At 29.4% G+C, this 19,947-nt stretch carries 18 protein-coding genes and 1 other RNA gene; 8 read left to right on the forward strand and 11 right to left on the reverse strand.

Annotated elements, in window-relative coordinates; genetic code table 11:
• The first annotated feature begins 14 nt into the window (after positions 1–14).
• Positions 15–245 carry a ferredoxin gene (locus tag AC2I98_RS10335; protein ID WP_486411605.1) on the forward strand — a complete coding sequence of 77 codons (231 nt, stop codon included), beginning with the start codon at positions 15–17 and terminating at the stop codon, positions 243–245.
• Positions 246–315: 70 nt separating this feature from the next.
• On the opposite strand, the gene AC2I98_RS10340 is transcribed toward AC2I98_RS10335, so the two are convergent.
• Positions 316–1,017, reverse strand: a complete 702-nt coding sequence (locus AC2I98_RS10340) for a hypothetical protein (protein ID WP_486411606.1) — start codon at positions 1,015–1,017, stop codon at positions 316–318.
• Positions 1,018–1,201: 184 nt separating this feature from the next.
• Here AC2I98_RS10340 and AC2I98_RS10345 point away from each other — a divergent pair, with 184 nt between their 5' ends.
• On the forward strand, positions 1,202–2,056 hold the full coding sequence (locus AC2I98_RS10345) for an HAEPLYID family protein (RefSeq protein WP_486411607.1): 855 nt from the start codon (positions 1,202–1,204) through the stop codon (positions 2,054–2,056).
• 129 nt (positions 2,057–2,185) lie between these two features.
• Here the strand turns inward: AC2I98_RS10345 and AC2I98_RS10350 are convergent, their stop codons facing one another.
• The 9 genes from AC2I98_RS10350 to ssrA all read right to left on the reverse strand — a co-directional run bounded on the left by AC2I98_RS10350 (position 2,186) and on the right by ssrA (position 10,785).
• Positions 2,186–4,765, reverse strand: a complete 2,580-nt coding sequence (locus tag AC2I98_RS10350) for a hypothetical protein (RefSeq protein WP_486411608.1) — start codon at positions 4,763–4,765, stop codon at positions 2,186–2,188.
• An 11-nt stretch (positions 4,766–4,776) separates the two neighbouring features.
• On the reverse strand, positions 4,777–5,253 hold the full coding sequence (locus AC2I98_RS10355) for a type II toxin-antitoxin system antitoxin SocA domain-containing protein (protein WP_486411609.1): 477 nt from the start codon (positions 5,251–5,253) through the stop codon (positions 4,777–4,779).
• 292 nt (positions 5,254–5,545) lie between these two features.
• Positions 5,546–5,716, reverse strand: a complete 171-nt coding sequence (locus AC2I98_RS10360; RefSeq protein WP_486411610.1) for a hypothetical protein — start codon at positions 5,714–5,716, stop codon at positions 5,546–5,548.
• Between the two features lie 208 nt (positions 5,717–5,924).
• A complete protein-coding gene (locus AC2I98_RS10365; protein ID WP_486411611.1) occupies positions 5,925–6,860 on the reverse strand; it encodes a hypothetical protein in 936 nt (311 codons plus the stop codon).
• Between the two features lie 82 nt (positions 6,861–6,942).
• Positions 6,943–7,251, reverse strand: coding sequence for a helix-turn-helix domain-containing protein (locus tag AC2I98_RS10370; RefSeq protein ID WP_486411612.1), 309 nt, complete (start codon positions 7,249–7,251; stop codon positions 6,943–6,945).
• 76 nt (positions 7,252–7,327) lie between these two features.
• A complete protein-coding gene (locus tag AC2I98_RS10375; RefSeq protein ID WP_486411613.1) occupies positions 7,328–8,176 on the reverse strand; it encodes a hypothetical protein in 849 nt (282 codons plus the stop codon).
• A gap of 17 nt (positions 8,177–8,193) precedes the next feature.
• On the reverse strand, positions 8,194–8,934 hold the full coding sequence (locus AC2I98_RS10380; RefSeq protein ID WP_486411614.1) for a Fic family protein: 741 nt from the start codon (positions 8,932–8,934) through the stop codon (positions 8,194–8,196).
• A gap of 4 nt (positions 8,935–8,938) precedes the next feature.
• A complete protein-coding gene (locus AC2I98_RS10385; RefSeq protein WP_486411615.1) occupies positions 8,939–10,207 on the reverse strand; it encodes a tyrosine-type recombinase/integrase in 1,269 nt (422 codons plus the stop codon).
• Between the two features lie 180 nt (positions 10,208–10,387).
• Positions 10,388–10,785: a transfer-messenger RNA gene (gene ssrA / locus AC2I98_RS10390) on the reverse strand.
• A gap of 140 nt (positions 10,786–10,925) precedes the next feature.
• Between ssrA and AC2I98_RS10395 the strand changes: the two genes are divergently transcribed.
• The gene (locus AC2I98_RS10395; protein WP_486411616.1) at positions 10,926–12,431 is read left to right on the forward strand and encodes an aldehyde dehydrogenase family protein; all 1,506 of its coding nucleotides are present in this window, start codon (positions 10,926–10,928) and stop codon (positions 12,429–12,431) included.
• Positions 12,432–12,458: 27 nt separating this feature from the next.
• A complete protein-coding gene (locus AC2I98_RS10400) occupies positions 12,459–12,830 on the forward strand; it encodes a DUF779 domain-containing protein (protein ID WP_486411617.1) in 372 nt (123 codons plus the stop codon).
• A 52-nt stretch (positions 12,831–12,882) separates the two neighbouring features.
• Here AC2I98_RS10400 and gltX read toward each other — a convergent pair whose 3' ends face one another.
• Positions 12,883–14,391 (reverse strand): glutamate--tRNA ligase, encoded by a 1,509-nt coding sequence (gene gltX / locus AC2I98_RS10405; protein WP_486411618.1) that lies wholly within the window; start codon positions 14,389–14,391, stop codon positions 12,883–12,885.
• Positions 14,392–14,509: 118 nt separating this feature from the next.
• Between gltX and AC2I98_RS10410 the strand changes: the two genes are divergently transcribed.
• From AC2I98_RS10410 to AC2I98_RS10425, 4 genes are all read left to right on the forward strand, one after another.
• Positions 14,510–15,379: an MBL fold metallo-hydrolase gene (locus AC2I98_RS10410; protein ID WP_486411619.1), complete on the forward strand. Its 870-nt coding sequence runs from the start codon at positions 14,510–14,512 to the stop codon at positions 15,377–15,379.
• 86 nt (positions 15,380–15,465) lie between these two features.
• Positions 15,466–17,136, forward strand: coding sequence for a PSP1 domain-containing protein (locus AC2I98_RS10415; protein WP_486411620.1), 1,671 nt, complete (start codon positions 15,466–15,468; stop codon positions 17,134–17,136).
• Positions 17,120–17,581 (forward strand): gliding motility lipoprotein GldH, encoded by a 462-nt coding sequence (locus tag AC2I98_RS10420; protein ID WP_486411621.1) that lies wholly within the window; start codon positions 17,120–17,122, stop codon positions 17,579–17,581. Before AC2I98_RS10415 ends, AC2I98_RS10420 begins: the two co-directional genes overlap by 17 nt.
• 6 nt (positions 17,582–17,587) lie before the next feature.
• Complete coding sequence (locus tag AC2I98_RS10425; RefSeq protein ID WP_486411622.1) at positions 17,588–19,936, forward strand: penicillin-binding protein 1A; 2,349 nt, start codon at positions 17,588–17,590, stop codon at positions 19,934–19,936.
• The last annotated feature ends 11 nt before the right edge of the window (positions 19,937–19,947 follow it).

Here is a 19,947-nt window from a genome sequence, read left to right on the forward strand (position 1 = left end):
AAATAGAAGAATTCATGGTCATTATTACGTTACAACGCGATAAATGCATCGGATGCAACTATTGTTATGAGTTAGCACCAGAACGTTTCAGAATGTCTAAAAAAGATGGTAAATCTGTCTTGTTAAAAGCAATTGATAAAAAAGGGTTTCATACTTTAAAAGATCCCGATCACACTATTGCTGATAGCTGCGAACGTGCTGCAAAAGCTTGTCCTGTAAATATTATTACAGTAAAAGAAATATAGATTAAACATTAGCTATATAAAAAAGTCCATCAAATTTTGATGGACTTTTGCTTTATATAAAAAATAAATCTTAATTCATTTTACTTTCTTTTTCTAATCGCTCTAATGCTTTCTCGTGCGCAGATTTCACATCATTTTTGATCTTTTTATCTTGAGTCGATTTTCTTATCTTTTCTGCATGATAAGCCAAATCATCTAATGTCATTTTATAACTGACATAAAAACCTCTATTGTAGCGAGAATATGAAGCTAACCCCCAATTTGCAATCAATTGATTTTTGATTTTCTTTGTTTGATATTCATTCAGATAGCGTTGTAATTTAGGTGAGATTTCTTCTTTCGCAATTGATTTTGCTGAACCATTCATTCGACTAAACCAATATTTATTATCCAATTTGATATACGATTTTGCTCCCAAAATACTCTTAAAAGCAAGATCTCCAATCAACAATACTTTCTCAAATTCTGACTTTTCATTGGTCATATAATCCCAATACATTTCAGAAGTCATACCAACCATTGGACTTTTATCTATAGTTGCTTCGTACAAATCTTTTCCATTTTGATAAGCAGCTGCTACATTCTTAAATTCGATTCCGAAATCATCACAAGCCTTTTGATAACCTGTAAAAGAACCTGAATATTTTTCGAAATTATCAATAAAAACACGATAAATACAGTAATGTGAAATATCTATCAAAACTTTTTTAGAGTCATCTAAAAAACCATTTATCAACTGAATCGGAAAGTTATAATATTCGTACGAACTCATAATTATTTGATTGTCTTATAGAGGTGTTAATTTATCGACTAAGATAAGATAGTTTTTACGAATCATAAAATGATAAGTATCAAAATACTTCAAAATATAAGGGATAATATTTTGACAAATTTGGTTTTTTATTCCTAATTCCTTCCTAAATCTTCACATTACTTTGTCTCAAAATAATAAACAAATGAAGATTTTCTTATCAATAATTACAAGTTCGATGTTAGCATTATCAGGTTTTGCACAAACAAAAAATGATACAATAACTATAGATTCTATCAAAACTTCACCATCTCAACAAAAAAAATTAAAACCAAAAGTTGATCATGCAGAACCTTTATATATGGACTTGATGCGCGATTTAGGAGCAAGAAAGGGGGAAGCAGAAATAAATGTAGGATTTGGAATCGCATCGCACAGAGGATACAATGAGTATAACGGATTTATCGAATATGAGTGGGCAGTTGCAGATCGATTAGGAATGGAAGTGGAAGTTCCTTTTTCGTTTAATCATAAAAACTCAAATAATGATGGTTCAATCTATGTACCAAATAATAAAATAGAAGGTTTAAAACTTGCGACTCAGTATACTTTTTTGGTGAATGAAAAACGAAAAATGTCGTTAGCGGTTGCATATGTTCATGAGTTTGAATTCAATAATTTCAAAGAATTAGGTCATCAAGGAAGTGTTTTTACAGGTATGAAAATGAATCCCGTTTTTATTGGAGCAAAGAATTTCAAAAATTTCAACACTTTATTATATACAGGTCCAGTTTTCGAACACAATTATAAAGAGCAAAAAGTAGAAATTGGTGCAACTATAAATGCAAGTATGATGTACGTTTTGCCCAATTCTAAAAACTTTATCGGTTTGGAAAATAATATGGATATTGACCAAGAAGGTTTTCATTACACCTTAAGACCTCAAATTAAATTAGCTATTCAACATAATTTAATGATTGGTTTAGTCACAGGAATTCCAATTACAAAGCATACTGGAACTAACCTTGATGTGATGACAAGAATTATTTGGGAACCTTAATTTATAAAAAAAACTCATTCTGAAATAGAATGAGTTTTTTAGTGGAGCTGGCGGGACTTTTATTTTTTATTGATAATCAATTATTTATATTGAATATATTTGAAAAGAAGACGGTAAAGGGGACGGTTTTTACTTTTTTGTAACTTTATTATTAATTGTTTTAATAGAGTCTTTAGTTATTTTTGGTTCAGATAACGAATCTTTTTTATTTATTTGTAAATATGAATCTTTAATAAAGCCATTCCTTATACTGTCTATAATTAATTTCTCTTTTTGATTTTTATATTGCCTATCAATAATTGTATCAATAGGATCTTTACACTTAATTAACATAAAAGAAGAAAGTAATGTAGTAATTACTAGAATAGTAATCCCTACATTTATTTTATTATTTGCATTCGTATCGTTATTTTTTCCATTTTTTAATGAATTGTTCGTAAAATAAAAAATTGCAATTATAAACATTGATAACCCACCACCTAAAGCTACCATAAATAATATAGCACCTTGAACATTTTCTATAAATTTAAAGGCTGGTATAGACGATAAAATAAAAGTGATAATTGCAGTAAACAAACCTATAATCTCAATAGATTTAAAATCTTTTTTTTCTAAATCTTGATTAAGATTAGATATTTTAGTATTAAAATCAGCCTTTAATGTTTTAACACTTTCCAGATCATCATTTAAAGTATTAAGTACATCTACTATATTTTTAATATTTCTAAACTTTTGACGAACCTGAGAATATTGATAATCTAAACTATCATAATCTATAGGAAGAACAAAACTAGAAAAAAAGAAAACTTCATCTAAATAATCAATTTTAAACAACTTTACATCAATTTTAGATTCTTCAAAAGATAGTCCATAAATAAAATTATTCTTCGTTTTAGCCCATTCTTTTTTACTATAATATATATCTAAAATTGGCTCTAATCTGTCTACTAAATTTTTATAATATCCTATATCTAATTTTCTTTTACTATCTAATTCTTTGAGTAAAATATTAAAAATAGTTTCTAATAATTTAAATTCCAGAAAATAATTATCAATATATAATACTAAATCACTTTTTATATCTTCATACTTTTCAAGTAGTTTTTCAACGCCTTTTTCAAAATCACAATAACTTGAAAAGTAATTATTTATTAAATAATTCGAATTAATTCCTTTTACATAATTATTATAAAAATTATCAGATAACTTTAATTTATTAGAAGAATTATTTATTAATTCACTTAATTTATCACTTTTCTTCTTAACATCTTTGAAAAATTTAGTTAGAGAATGTAAATCAAAAAATGAAGTTAAATTTTGTAAATCAATATCCTTAACACTATTTTTAATACCATCACTACAATCTTCACTCAACTCATAATGATACTCAATTTTATTTAACCATTTTTTAAATATTAATTCATATTGATTAGGATTACTTTTATATGATTCTAATTCTTTTAAATCGCCATTGATAGTTACTTTTAGTGCTTTTTTCTTTTGAATATATTGTCTTCTTTTTATCCATTTCTCTATTAAAAAATCTAATTTTAAATTAATTACTTTAATAATTGGATATTTATCTTCTTTAAAAACACTTAATCTACTTTTTAAATCTAATAGGGAAACTAATTGTTTATATGTTGATTTTAAAGAAACATCTGAATAAGTAATTTCTATTAATAATTTTAAAATTTTAAATAAATCATTTATATCAGGATTATTATGATTCTTTGATGGTATATTTTGATAATCTATATAAATTAAATCAAATTTATTTTCATTAGAGAATTCTGATTTAATTTTAAAATAAAAAGATTTATATATATCAATTAAATAATCAATAGAGTTTTTGAAATCAATTATTTTTGTCAAAACATCTGATTCTACATCTTCTGTTAATTTTTCAATACTTGAATCATCTATTAATTCCTGAATTGATTTTAATTTAGATTCAAAATCATTCTCACTAATAAACTCACCTGATAAAATTGAAATATAAAATAATGAAATTACATTTTTTAGTTTCTTAGTGATAAAAGTTTCTGATTTAACTAATTTCTTTTGATAATCATCTAAATATTTTTGATAATCATCCTCACTTTTAACTTTTACTTTAGCTTGAAGTGTTTCATTAGAAGATTCTAATTCTTCCGTATTTGCTTGAAGTGTTTCATTAGAAGATTCTAATTCTTCCGTATTTGCTTGAAGTATTTCATTAGAAGATTCTAATTCTTCCGTATTTACTTGAAGTATTTCATTAGAAGATTCTAATTCTTCCGTATTTGCTTGAAGTATTTCATTAGAAGATTCTAATTCTTCCGTATTTGCTTGAAGTGTTTCATTAGAAGATTCTAATTCTTCCGTATTTGCTTGAAGTGTTTCATTAGAAGATTCTAATTCTTCCGTATTTGCTTGAAGTGTTTCATTAGAAGATTCTAATTCTTCCGTATTTGCTTGAAGTGTTTCATTAGAAGATTCTAATTCTTCCGTATTTACTTGAAGTGTTTCATTAGAAGATTCTAATTCTTCCGTATTTACTTGAAGTGTTTCATTAGAAGATTCTAATTCTTCCGTATCTACTTGAAGATCTAAACTTTCATTTTCTTTAATGAAATCTTCTTTAGACTTTAATTTTTCTTTATGATAAGAATAATTTAAAAAATCCTTTAAATCAGAATTAATTTTATCAAAATAGGAGTCAAACATATTAATATTTCTTAAAGAAAATATTTTTTCTCTTCCTCTCTGATAACATCAGTAGGAATTGAAATTATTGAAGAATATTTTGACTTAACTGTATTAAAATAATAATCCCATGAATACCATTCATGACTCAAATTCACTAAATCAAATGCGCCAAAATTAATTATGTTAGGATTTATTGATAAAAGCCTATTTAATGAAGATTCAAGTAAAATTTGAGTATTATTATTTAATTCTGAGAAATCATTTCTATTAATTGTTTCTTGCTTAAAAAGAGTCATTTTATTATTCAGCGAGAAGAATCTCAAATCATCAGATTTTATAGCGTTATAAATATCAATTTCTACATGACCGTAAGGCATAGCAACATAATTATCAAAAATGTTTAAAGGATCTCCTTGCTCAGTTTGGCTAGTAGATATAAAAAACAATAATTTGATAGCTTTTAATAAACTTAAATCATTTGCCTTTTTTCTTTCTTTATAAGACAATAGAAGTTTATATAATAAAAACTCAAATGCTAAATTTTTGTTCACTTAATGTCGTAATATGGTACAAATATATCAAGAAGTATGCTAATATCAACAGTTATGTTAATAACTTTTGTCTTTTTTTATAGAAATATCTCATAATTATTCTTAATAAAAAATATGTATATCAAATGATAAGCGGTATTAACAATAGTTTTATAAAAACATATTTATATCAATTAGTAATTAAAAATCTTTTTATTCATCCCCTTTTTTACGAGTCGGAAAACTCTACGATTTAATTCAATTTGTTTCATTCAGATTTATATTTTGAATTATTTTTTATATCTCTTAAAGTTTCTATACTCAAATTTGAATAATCAATTTCGGGGAACAAAGACTGTTCAATTTTCGTTTCAATTTCTTGTTTGTCTGCCAATCCGTTTAATCGTTGCGTAATACTTGAATTGTAAATACTCTCCATTCCACCCTCTATTTGGTCTTGACGTATTATTTTACGTATGCGTGAACAGATTGTCATTGTTTAAATATTTATAAAAAATAATGACAGATTTGTTTAACCTCTTTAGTGTTTAAAATAAATAATCCGAATTTTTACAGTTTAACACTTACGTGATTGTAAAAACTCGGATTTTAATATTAATAAAACTCATCTTAAAACCTTTCTATTACTATGTTTTGACAAAATTATTTAAAGCATAATCCTTTGGTAAAAATTCGGAATCGTATAACCTCATCAAAGTCTTTACAACCAATGTGTCAAAATCATCTTTTATTGACGTAATTCTGTTGTACTTTTTTCGTTCATAATCAAATTGGCTTTTATATGTTTCATCTGTCAATCCTTTCCAATAATTAACTTTTGAGGTTTTAGTTAAATAATTACGATTTTCTTTTCCTTGACCTTTCAGAGTTGGATTGACATCTATTATCAAAATATATTTTAATTCCTTTATTAACTCTGTAAACACGTTAGAATATGTTTTAGTTAATGTCAAATCATATAAGCTTTCTATTGCTAATGCTTTTTTTATGTAATTCGATTTTTTACTCTTTATTTCATAACGAATCGTATTATTATTGATTTCTTTCAAATCTTGAAACTGTAAACCTTTTGCATAAATTTTTATTTGTTTTCTTTCAGAGCTATCTGATATTTTAGAGTTAATATTTTTATTGATTTTGAAAGGCGATTTTTTATAATAAATTACTCCATTCATAAAACTCTCTACATTTCTATTAAGAATCATATTTAAACCTATCTCAATATTAATTACATAAAATTCTTTGAATTCATTTTGTTCAATAGATAAAAATGAAAAAACTTCACTAATTACACAAATACAATCTGACGGACTAAAATCGTTAGCGTTATGTAAATGATTATTAAAAATATAATGAGGTTTTAATCTTATTTCAACCGAACTATATCCGATATGTAGATTATTTTCCCAAGCTTTTCTAAATTCAAATCTTAAATTATATTTCTTGATTTCGAAAACATCAATAATATTTATTTTTTGTTCAATTTTCTCTAAATCATTACGGTTTAAAATCTTATCAATAATATCTTTACAATTAGATATTAATTTCAGAAAATCAACCATTTTATTTATATTTGGTAAACTTAAAATCTATTATAGATTTATTGTATCGGTTAAAGGAATTGTGCTTCATACAGTTCCTTTTTTATTTTATTTTGAATTTCTGATTCTGAATCTTTTCAAATAATGATTCATTTATCTCATCAGATTTAAATAAAACTCTATGACCTATTTTATAGGAGTTTATCAAACCTTTTTTTACGTAAACATCTAAAGTACCCAAAGACAAATGAAGTTTGTTTGCGACTTGTTTCCTTGTTAAGTATTCTTGACCTTTTTTTTCTGATTGATTTTGAAAATCGGAATACTCTTTTAATGCTTTAGCAATTGAATTATTAATTAAAGTTTCTAATTGATTTAGAGGAAGTGAAATTAATATAGTTTCTTGTATCATAACCTTTTCTTTTTGTTTGATACAAAGTTGAGTTTAGTTGATTTCTCAAATTGTTCCGAAGTATTTCCGAATCATTTCAATTCAATTTATCAAACTCTTGATGTCTTTCTTTCAATAGTAGATTATCATTATAATTTTCATCTAAAATTTTGGAAATACTAACATCATAAGTTTCTTTGATAAACTTAATATAATAGGATTGACTACATATAAAACCGTTTAAACTATCTATGTAACGGAAAATTTGAGAATACTTACCTTTATTTAAATTGTAGTAGTTTTCAATCAAGTAATTGAATAAATCATTAATATCAGAATTACGAAAAACATCTTTTCTAAATTCTTTTATTTGAATTTCAGATTTTACGTTTTCTAACTTTTCCGAATTATTTTCTTCTAAAACTTGAAAAACCTCATCATAAATAGTTGAGCTAATTAATTCTAAAAAAGTATTAATTTTTCTAATAAATGAAACTTGTAAGAATTCATTAATCTCATTTTGAGAAAAGAAATTATCTAAACTTTTGTAGAAATTGCTTTCATTAAGAAAACTAAAAATTATGTATGTCTGTAATGATTGATGAGGTAAAAAAGAAAAATCATTTTCTAAATCATTGTAAATAGTTTCTTTGTTATTTTCAAAAATCATCAAAAAATTAGATTCTTGTAAACTATTCTCATTTAAAAATTCTTCATTTTCATCTACATAAAAATCTAAATCTTTAATTAATTGATTTACTAAATATTTTACTTGCTTTCTGTCTATATCAGATAATAATATTTGTTTGATATTACTTGAAACAAAGTCTAATAAATTTTCAATTTCAAAATCTAATTGTCTGAATGATTCAAGTTCTACAAGTTCATCAATTAAGAATAATTTTAATTCAAAATCATTATAGAATTTAACTAATCTATTTTCCATAAATAAACACGCTTATACTAACCCTCAACGGTTTTAATAATACGTTTCATAGTTTCTTCTACATTTTCAACAATAAGATTAATAAAAGGCTTTTTATTATGCTCTACTTGTGCCATTTCTAAAGCAGAATAATATTTTAATCTACTATCTGTATCGCCTTTTAAAATTGCAATAGGAAAACCATTTTGTAAAAGTATTAAGTTCATTAATAATCTTGCAGTACGTCCGTTTCCGTCTATAAATGGGTGTATAGTTACTAATCGTTCGTGCATTTCGGCACTTAATACAACAGGGTGTAATTTACCTTTGTTCTCATTGTACCACAAAAATAAACTTTCCATTTCTTTAGCAACTAAAAATGGTTGAGGTGGAACGTGCTTTGCTCCCGAAATCAAAACTTGTAAATTTCTATACTTTCCCGCTTGTTCGTTGTTTATTCCTTGCAGAATTAAATAATGTATTTGCAATAAGTCCCTTTCCGTAATTGTTTCATTTTGTTTTGCAAGGTCTTTGATATATTCTATTGCGTGTTGATGATTAACCGCCTCTAAATGCTCATTCAAAGACTTACCACCAATTGTTAAACCTTTTTCAATAACTAAGGCTGTTTCTTGTAACGTCAATGTATTGCCCTCGATTTTGTTACTTTCATACGTGTACTCAATATCGAACGCATTTGCGACTTTATCACTTTGTAAGTTTCTAAGCTGGTTAAGATGATGTTTTAATTTATCTAAGTAGTCATATTTATTTTCCATAATCTTATTCGTTAATTGCTTTATTAATATTGATAACTTTTCCTTTTTGTGGTTTTTCGTTAGGTTCTAATTTTGAACGCAATAAATCAGCTTTTTGTTTATCATTCATTTTAATATACGTTTGCAAGGTTTTAGTTTGTTTGTGTCCTGTTCCTATTTTCAATGTATCTAAATCAATTCCTTTGCTATAATTAAGTGTTACAAATGTTCTTCTTGCAGTATGACTACTAACCATTTTGTAACGTGGTGTATCATTTTCAGAATTAAAAGGTTTTTGCAAAGTATCGCATTTTTCGGCAACTTCTTTTATGTAATCATTAAATTTTGCATTTGAAATCTTAGGTAGCTTATAGTTATATTTTTCTAAAACCTTTCTAATTGAATTAAGTAACGGAAGTGTAATTGCTTCTTTAGTTTTTTGTTGACGAATAGAAATATATTCATCATCTATAATATTATTTTTATCAACCTTATTCAAATCTGAAAACCGTTGACCTGTATAACAAGCTATCAAAAATAAATCTCTAACCTGTTCTAATCTTTTATTCGTGGTTAAATCTAATGATTCAAGTTCTAAAAGTTCTTTATCACTTAGCGCAATATTATCAACCTCAACATCTTTAGTTAAAAATCTACTGTTATGTAAAAATGGATTTACGGTAATTCCTTGCTCATCTATAAAATTTAATATGGTTTTTAGAGACTTCATTTTTCTATAAACAGTTGTTTGTGCATAATGTTTAACATTAATCAAAAAATCAACATATTCATTTCTAAATTTTAAGTCTATCATTTCAGTATTATAAACACGTCTTTTCAATTTCTGAAAATCTTCAAAATTGTTTTTTGCTTGTTTATATTTTTGAACAGTGCTATTTGCTGTATTCGACTTTATTGTTTCTACATAATCATCAAAATAATCTGTAATCGTTTTTTGAACTGTTTTCTTAAACTGCGGGTTTTGTTGAAAATATTCTAAATCAAATAAATTCTTTATTTCTTCCTTTAAAGGCTTACGATTATATTTTTCAATAAACTTCCCAAAGATTAATTGTAGACAGTTCTCAATAGTTGATAATTCATCATTAATCTTTTTAGAATCACGAACATTTATCGTGTCTTTTACTCTTTGCTTTTCTTTATTCCAATATTCGGGATTTAGTTTTTGTTTAGTCGAAATTTTTAAACTATTATCTTCCCAACGAAAAACAACATAAATAGGTGTTTCAGTTTTTGCGTTTGGCTCTTTTAAAACAAATGTAGATTTTGCCATAATTGTAATTTGTTATATCGGTTATAACAAATATAATCAATTTTAAAAAAGGGGACGGTAAAAGGGACGGTAAATTTAGTTTTAGTTGCTTTTATTTGTTTTTAGTTGAGGTCTTGAAACAACAAAACCCGCCTATTTAAGCGGGTTTTTGTAATTTTTAAAAACTTCTAAAATTCGTCTTTGTGGAGCTGGCGGGATTCGAACCCGCGTCCAAACAGGCAACAAATAAGCTTTCTACATGTTTAGTTTATTCTTAATTTTCGACGAAATCCTGAGAACAAACACTCTGTCATTCGCTTATCATCTAAAATCTCGAAACCTATCCGATGCACTAAGGTTTCTATTCTTACTTTCCCGTGTTCCTATATCAAACGCCGTAAGTCAAGGCTTTTGAGGAACATTCAGCTTCTATACCTTGTATAGACGTGGCGTATTCTTACTAAAATTCAGAATTATGCAGCTAAAGCGTACTCTTCGTTGCCAGTTAAAAAGTTGAAGTGCCTGATTAAAGTGAGTACACAACCTATCACTACATGCTTACTTACCCATTGGCCCTGCTGTCAAAACCAGTCAGCCCCATAAAGTAAATTGTCAATATATAATTGACGGATGCCAAATGTACAAATTTTATACCAAATAGAATTAACTTTTTCTAAACATACTTCCTCAAATTTAATTTCTAAATTAGAAAAAGTAAATCATTAAAAAAGAAACAAATATGGAAAATTTAGTAAACGTTCCTGCTTTTAAAGAGCATTACGATAATTATATTAATGGAAAATTTACAGCACCAACTCAAGGAAAATATTTTGATGTTGTAACACCTTTAACAGGTAAAGTATTTACAAAAGCTGCACATTCAACAGAAGAAGATTTAACTTTAGCTGTTGATGCTGCTTACGAAGCGTTTAAAACGTGGAGCCAAACATCTGCAACGGAAAGAAGTTTAATTTTAAACAAAATTGCAGATCGAATGGAGCAAAATTTACAAAATATTGCTGCTGTAGAAACTTACGATAATGGAAAACCTGTTCGAGAAACATTGAATGCTGATATTCCTTTAGCTATCGATCATTTCAGATATTTTGCTTCTGTTATTCGTGCAGAAGAAGGTTCTTTGAACGAGTTAGATAAAGATACCGTATCTATCATTGTTCATGAGCCAATTGGTGTTGTTGCACAAATTATTCCATGGAACTTTCCTATTTTAATGGCTGTTTGGAAATTAGCTCCAGCATTAGCCGCAGGAAATTGTGTCGTATTAAAACCTGCAGAATCTACGCCTATTTCGATTTTATATTTAACAGAATTAATAGGAGATTTATTGCCTCCTGGTGTCTTAAATATTGTGAATGGTTTTGGTGGCGAATTAGGTCGTGCATTAGTTACAAATCCAAAAGTATCTAAAGCAGCATTTACAGGATCTACTGCAACAGGTCGTTTTGTAATGCAGTATGCTACAGAAAATATTATTCCAGTAACATTAGAATTAGGAGGAAAATCACCAAATGTATTCTTCGAATCGGTGATGGATCATGATGATGACTTCTTAGATAAAGCAATTGAAGGAGCAGTTTTGTTTGCGCTTAATCAAGGAGAAATTTGTACGTGCCCTTCTCGTCTATTAATTCAAGAATCTATTTATGAAAAATTTATTGCACGAGTTGTAGAACGTGTTAATGCAATCAAAGCAGGAAATCCTCTTGATCCAGAAACAATGATTGGTGCTCAAGCTTCGCAAATTCAGTACGATAAGATATTAGGATACATAAAATTAGGAAAAGAAGAAGGTGCAGAAGTATTAACTGGTGGAGATGCAAATCATTTACAAGGTGAATGCGAAACAGGTTATTATATTAAACCTACTTTGTTTAAAGGAAATAACAAAATGCGAATTTTTCAGGAAGAAATTTTTGGTCCTGTTTTGGCTGTTACAACTTTCAAAGACGAAGCTGAAGCAATTGAAATCGCAAATGATACAATTTACGGATTGGGTGCAGGTGTTTGGACGCGTGATGCACATCAATTGTATCAAGTTCCTCGTGCTATTCAGGCTGGTCGTGTTTGGGTTAATCAATACCATAGTTATCCTGCTGGAGCGCCTTTCGGAGGTTATAAACAATCTGGTATTGGACGCGAAAATCACAAAATGATGTTAGATCATTATCGCCAAACTAAAAATATGTTAGTTTCTTACAGCAAAAAGAAATTAGGTTTCTTCTAAATCAATAATTAATCAAAATCTCAAAAAATGAAACGTGTTGATGCTACAGAAAAAGCAATTGATTTATTGAATGAATTAAAAGCTAAACATGGCGATTTAATGCTTTATCAAGCAGGAGGTTGTTGTGAAGGAACGCAACCACAATGTTTCAGAAAAGGAGAATTTTACCTTCGTTACAAAGATGTTTGCATTGGAGAAATTGATGGAGTTGAATTTTGGATTGATAAAGATTTATTCGAATATTGGAAACATGCTCATTTCGAATTAGATGTTATTGAAGCTATCGGAGCTGGAGGTTTTTCTTTAGAAGTTCCTCTTGGCAGAACATTCAAAGTCAATTACAGACTTTTCAATCAAGATGAACTTAATCAATTAGATGAAGTCAAAATCAATTTATAACAGAAAAGCCATTTGCTAAGCAAATGGCTTTCTTATTTTTAGAAAATAAATTTTATCCTAAAACTGATATCGCGTTATTAATGCGAGCAATTGTTTCGTCTTTACCTAAAATTGACATAATTACAGGAACATCTGGTCCTTGTAACGCACCAACTAAACTAAGACGTAAAGGCATTCCGATTTTTCCAAATCCAATTTCTTGAGTGGTTACAAAATTAGCCATTACATCATGAAGGGTTTCAGCATCAAAATCTGAAGTATTTAGAACTTCAATAAATTTATTCAAAATATCTTTTGAATCTTCTTTCCATGCTTTTTTAGCTGCTTTTTCATCGTAAGAAGATGGAGCTATATAAAAGAATTTACCTTGTTCGAAAATATCTTTAACGAAATTTGCTCTTTCTTTTAATAATTCAATCACTTTAGCATCTAAAGAAGAATTTGCTTCGATTCCATTTTCTTTCAAAACTTCCTCAAAAGATGGTAACAATTCTTCAACCGATTTTAATTGTAAATATTGATGATTGAACCAAGTTGCTTTTTCTGGAGAAAAACGAGCACCTGATTTCGAAACTTTTTCTAATGAGAATAATTGAATCAATTCTTCCATTGTAAAAATCTCTTGTTCAGTACCAGGATTCCAACCCAATAAAGCTAACATATTAAGCACTGCATCTGGGAAATAACCTTCTTGTTTGTATCCTTTTGCAATTCCTTCTTCTGTTTTCCATTCCATTGGGAAAACTGGAAATCCGTGTTTGTCTCCATCACGTTTACTTAATTTTCCTTTTCCTTCTGGTTTTAAGATTAATGGTAAATGTGCGAAACGAGGTGCTTCCCAACCAAATGCATCATACAATAATTCGTGCAAAGCCATTGATGGTAACCATTCTTCTCCACGAATTACGTGAGAAATTCCCATCAAATGATCGTCCACAATATTGGCTAAATGGTACGTTGGCATTCCGTCAGATTTGAACAAAACTTTATCATCTAAAGTTGATGCATCAATCGTGATTTTTCCACGAATCATATCATCCAACAAAACTATGCGCGCATCATCAATCTTGAAACGAACAACATAAGGTGTTCCATTTGCAATTAATTCATTCGTTTCAGCTTCTGTCAACGATAAAGAGTTCTTCAACTTTCCTCTTGTCGACCAATTATAGATAAATGTTTCTTTATTTTCTTCAGCCTTTGCACGAGCTGCTTCTAATTCTTCAGCTGTGTCAAAAGCGTAATAAGCTTTTCCGTTCGACAACAATTCGTCTACATATTCTTTGTAGATTTCTTTACGTTCTGATTGGCGATAAGGACCTAAATCTCCTCCAAATCCTACTCCTTCGTCAGGATTTAAACCTAACCATTTCAACGAATCGATAATATATTGTTCAGCACCTTCCACATAACGTGTTTGGTCTGTATCTTCTATTCTTAATAAAAACTTTCCGTTATGATGTTTTGCGAAAAGATAATTGTATAACGCTGTACGAACTCCTCCGATGTGCAAAGCACCTGTAGGACTTGGCGCAAATCTTACGCGAACTTCTTTTGCCATTGATTCAAAATTTTTGCAAATTTAAGCTGTTCCGTTCTATATTAGCTATTTATTTTAAAGAATATTCTTATTTTATCTTCTCGATAGATTACATTTATCTTTCATTAAAAACTACAAAATGAAATTATATACGATAGAAACAGGAAATTTTAAATTAGACGGAGGTGCAATGTTTGGAATTGTTCCGAAATCTATTTGGAATAAGACGAATCCTGCTGATGATAGAAATTTAATCGATCTTGCGATGAGATGTCTATTAATCGAAGATGGCGAAAGATTAATTTTGATTGATACAGGAATTGGAACAAAACAAGATGCTAAATTCTTTGGTTTTTACTATTTATGGGGCGATGCTACTTTAGATAATTCTTTAGCCAAACATGGTTTTCATCGAAATGATATTACAGATGTTTTTTTAACACATTTACATTTTGATCATTGTGGAGGAGCAATTCAGTACAATAAAGAGAAAGATTATTTAGAAGCTTCATTCAAAAACGCAAAATTTTGGACAAATGCCAATCATTGGGATTGGGCAGTAAATCCAAATCCACGCGAAAAAGCATCTTTCCTGAAAGAAAATATTTTACCTCTACAAGAAAGTGGACAACTTAATTTGATTGATTTACCTCAAAATGGACCAATTTTAGAAAATTCTCCACTTGGTTTTGATATATTATTTGTTGACGGACATACCGAAAAACAAATGTTGCCAATTATTACATATAAAGGCAAGAAAATAGTTTATATCGCAGATTTAATCCCGACCGTAGGTCATATTCCTTTGATTTATGTAATTGGGTTTGATACACGACCTTTAATAACAATTGATGAAAAAGCATCGTTTTTACAAAAAGCAATCGAAAATGAGTACATTTTGTTTTTTGAACACGATCATGTGAACGAATTAGCAACATTAAAAATGACAGAAAAAGGTGTTAGATTAGATCAAACCTATTCATTTTCAGAAGTTTTCGATTCTATTTAAAGTCAAAAACTTAACCAAAATGATTTCACAAATTCAGAAAAATATTTTCATACCTTTGTGTTGTCATTTTAAAAAAATATAGAAGCATGGGATGTGGATCTTGTGGAACTTCTAATGGCCTTCCGAAAGGATGTAACAATAATGGTGCTTGTGGCACTGATGGTTGCGGAAAATTATCAGTTTTTGATTGGTTATCGAATATGCAACTTCCAAATGGACAAGAAAAGTTCAATTTTGTGGAAGTTCGTTTCAAAAACGATCGAAAGTTTTATTATAAAAACGAAAACAACATATCTCTAAATATTGGCGATGTAATCGCTGTTGAAGGAACGCCCGGTCATGATATCGGGGTTGTTACACTTACGGGTGAGCTTGTTAGAATCCAAATGAAAAAGAAGAATCTTTCGTGGACTGCGGAAGATGTCAAAAAGGTTTATCGCAAAGCAAACCAAAAAGATATCGAAACTTGGGTAGAGTTTCGTGATAGAGAAAAACAAACAATGGTTGATTCTCGAATTATGGCTAAAAACCTTAATTTGGAAATGAAAATTTGTGATGTTGAGTACCAAGGAGATGGAGCGAAAGTAACATTTTATTATACAGCAGAAGGACGTGTCGATTTTCGTCAATTAATCAAAGAATACGCAGGTAAATTTGGCGTAAGAATTGAGATGAAACAAATCGGTTATCGTCAAGAAGCTGCAAAAGTTGGTGGAATTGGATCTTGTGGTCGCGAATTATGTTGTTCAACATGGTTAACAGATTTTCGCTCTGTGAGTACTGCTGCTGCACGTTATCAACAATTATCAATTAACTCGCAAAAGTTAGCTGGACAATGTGGTAAATTAAAATGTTGTTTGAATTTTGAATTAGATTCATATTTAGATGCATTGAATAGTTTTCCTTCAATGGAAAGTCGTTTCGAAACAGAAAAAGGTTGGGCACATTGTGTTAAAATCGACGTTTTCAAAAAAGAAATGTGGTTCGCTTATGATAAAGGAGGAATTGTTTGGTATAAATTTTCTGTAGAAGATATTCAAGAATTTTTAGCAATAACAGAAAAAGGTCAAAAAACTGAACCTTTAGAAGATTTAGCTAAAAATGTAGAAGAATCTAAACCAGATTTTTCTGATGTAATTGGAGAAGATTCATTAGAACGTTTTGAACGCAAAGAGAAACAAAACAAAAAACGTAAAAGAATTAAGAATAATCAAAATTCTGGAAACGAAAAAGTTGCTGCAAATGCGAATAATCTAAAACCTCAGAAGGCAAAACAAAAACAGCCTAATGAAGCGAAAGATAAAACAAATCGTCCTGAAAATAAACAAGGTAAGAATCCTAATCAGTCTAAAAAGAATAATCAAAATAGACCGAATAAAAATTCGAATCCTAATCAGAATCAACAACAAAATCAGCCAAAAGAGAAGCAACAGCCAACTCAGGCTAATGAGCAACAAGCTCAGCCAAGTACTGATCAGCAAAAGCCGCAAGGAAATAATCGCAATCGTAATCAACAAAAACGAAAACCGAATAATCCGAGCAATAATAGCCAACAAAATAATCAAACAAATCAGGCTAATCAGTCAACTCAACAACCAAAAAAACAACCTCAGCAAAACAATCAAAATGCTGAGCAAAAACAGAAAACAAAGGATGAGAATCAAACAAATAATTCTCAACCGAATCCAAATAAATCGAAAAATCGAAATAAAAAAAGATTTAATCGTGGGCCAAAACCAGATGATACGCAACAGTAGTTTGCTTTTTATTTTAGTCTTTTTCTTGTTTAGCTGTGAGGCAAAACATTATTATCAAGACACAAAAGATGTGAAAGACCAATGGAAGAGTAATCAACCTCAAACCTTTACGTTTGATGTTAAAGATCCTAAACCTTCGGCTGTAAACATTGGATTTGTGTTAAGAAATAATACGTCGTATGAATATAGTAACTTATATTTGTTCACGAAATTCATCGATCCTAAAGGAAATGAAATGATTGATACGTTACAGTATTACATCGCAAATCCTGACGGAAGTTGGATTGGTAAAGGAATGACAACAAAAGAAATGATGCTGGTTTATCGTGAAAATTTACCAATAAAAGACTCTGGTCGCTATCAACTAAAAGTTTGGCAAGGTATGCGAACAAAGAATTTGAAAGGAATCGAAGACATTAGTTTGATTGTTGATAAAGCTGAATAATACAGAATGGAAAACAATAAAAATTCTAAAACAAGCACAACTTCTAAAGCAAAAAAGAAGTTCAATAGCTTTTCATTGGCAAAAAAAATAATCGTAACCATTTGGGTACTATTTTTTGCCGCAGTAATAGGAGTTTTCGGAATATTTTGGGCGACATCTAACGGATGGTTAGGTGAAATTCCAAATGTACGTGATTTAGAAAATCCTGATATTTATGTCTCATCAGAAATTATTTCTTCTGATGGCGTTTTATTAGACCGTTTCGAAGCAGAACGTAGAACTCCTGTAGATTACAAAGACTTACCTCCACATTTGGTTGATGCTTTATTGGCTAAAGAGGATGTTCGTTTCTTTGATCACTCGGGTGTTGACGTAAAAGCTGCTGCACGTGCTATTACTTCTGGAGGAGACTCTGGAGGTGGTTCTACGATTACTCAACAGTTGGCAAAACAATTGTACACAAAAGATCCTTCTTCTAACAAAGTAAAACGTGTTTTACAAAAATTAAAAGAATGGGTAACATCTGTTCAATTAGAAAAGTTATACACGAAAGAAGAAATTATTGCAATGTATTTCAATAAATTCGACTTTATCTACGGTGCGAAAGGAATTGAATCGGCTTCTAAAGTTTATTTCAACAAAACAACAAAAGAATTAAATTTAGATGAAGCTGCAACTTTAGTTTCAATGTTTCAAAATCCTGTAGCATACAATCCTGTAAAATATCCTGAAGTTTCGAAAGAAAAGAGAAATCTTGTATTGGACCAAATGATGAAATACAACAAAATTTCTCAAGCTGAAGGTGAGGCTGCAAAAGCTGCTCCTTTGGTTACGGATAAACAAGATATCATGAAGCATGATGAATCGCATTCAGCATATTTCAAATCTGCGTTGAGAAAGGAAATTCAACAATGGATGGTTGATTACGAAAAAGAAACTGGTAAATCATATAATCTTGAAAAAGATGGTCTTAAAATCTATGTTACATTAGATTCTAGAATGCAAGCTTTAGCAGAAGATGCTGTAAAAAAACAATTAAAAGTTTTACAAGATCAGTTTTTTGGAGAACAACGAGGACGTAGTTTAGCACCATTTTATAATGTTTCTGCAGATAAAAGATTAAGAATTTTTAAGCAAGCTATGCAACGTACAGATTTGTACAAGAAGATGAAAGCAGAAGGAAAATCTGAAGCAGAAATTGAAACTGTTTTCACAACTCCACGAGATTCTGTACAGTTCTTTACATGGAACGGCATTCAATACAAAAAAGGTAAAACATTAATGGATTCTATCGAATATCACAAACATATTTTACAAGCTGGTTTGATGTCGATGGATCCTAAAGATGGAACGATCAAAGCTTGGGTTGGTGGTATTGATTGGAATTATTTCAAATTTGATCACGTAAAACAAGCGCGTCGTCAGGTTGGTTCTACTTTCAAACCATTTGTTTATGCAACTGCAATTAATCAATTAGGATTAACGCCTTGTCATACGATTTCTAACGAAAGAATTCCAGGAAATTGGTCTCCTCGTAATGCAAATGGAAAATATGGTGGATCTCAAGATTTAAGAACAGCTTTGGCTTATTCTACCAATATTGTTGCTGCTCGTTTGATTATGCAAACAGGTACAGAACCTGTTATCCAAATGACACGCGATTTAGGTGTTGAATCTCCTATTATTAATGATTATACTATTGCTTTAGGTTCAACAGATTTATCATTATATGAAATGGTAGGTGCGATGAGTGCTTTTGCAAATGGAGGAATTTATATCAAACCGCAATTAATTCTAAGAATCGAAGATAAACAAGGTAAAGTTATCAAAGATTATACTCCTCAAACTCGAGAAGTTGTCAATGAAAATGTTGCTTATACGATGATTGATTTAATGAAAGGTGTTGTAGATAGAGGTTCTGGTGCAAGATTAAGAAATCGTTACGGAATGACCGCAGAAATTGCAGGTAAAACTGGAACAACAAATGAGAACTCTGATGGTTGGTTTATGGGATTAACGCCAAATTTAGTTACTGGAGTTTGGGTTGGTGCAGAAGACCGATTCGCTCACTTTGCGAGTACAGCCACTGGACAAGGAGCTAATACTGCTCTTCCAATATGGGCTTATTACATGCAAGGTGTATACAAAGAAGGTGGAAAATTTGGAGTAACAGCTAGTGATAAATTCGAGAAACCAAAGGATATCGAGAAGCATTGGGATTGTTCAAATACCTACGGTTTCCATCAATATGATCAAATATATGACCCAGGTCCAATTATCGAAGGTGGAGATGGAATTACAACTTCTAACGATAATTATGATCAGAAAGAAGAAAATGAAAATTCAAATGAATAATTAATCATAAA

It is taken from the genome of Empedobacter sp. EJD.6dd (assembly GCF_057369435.1).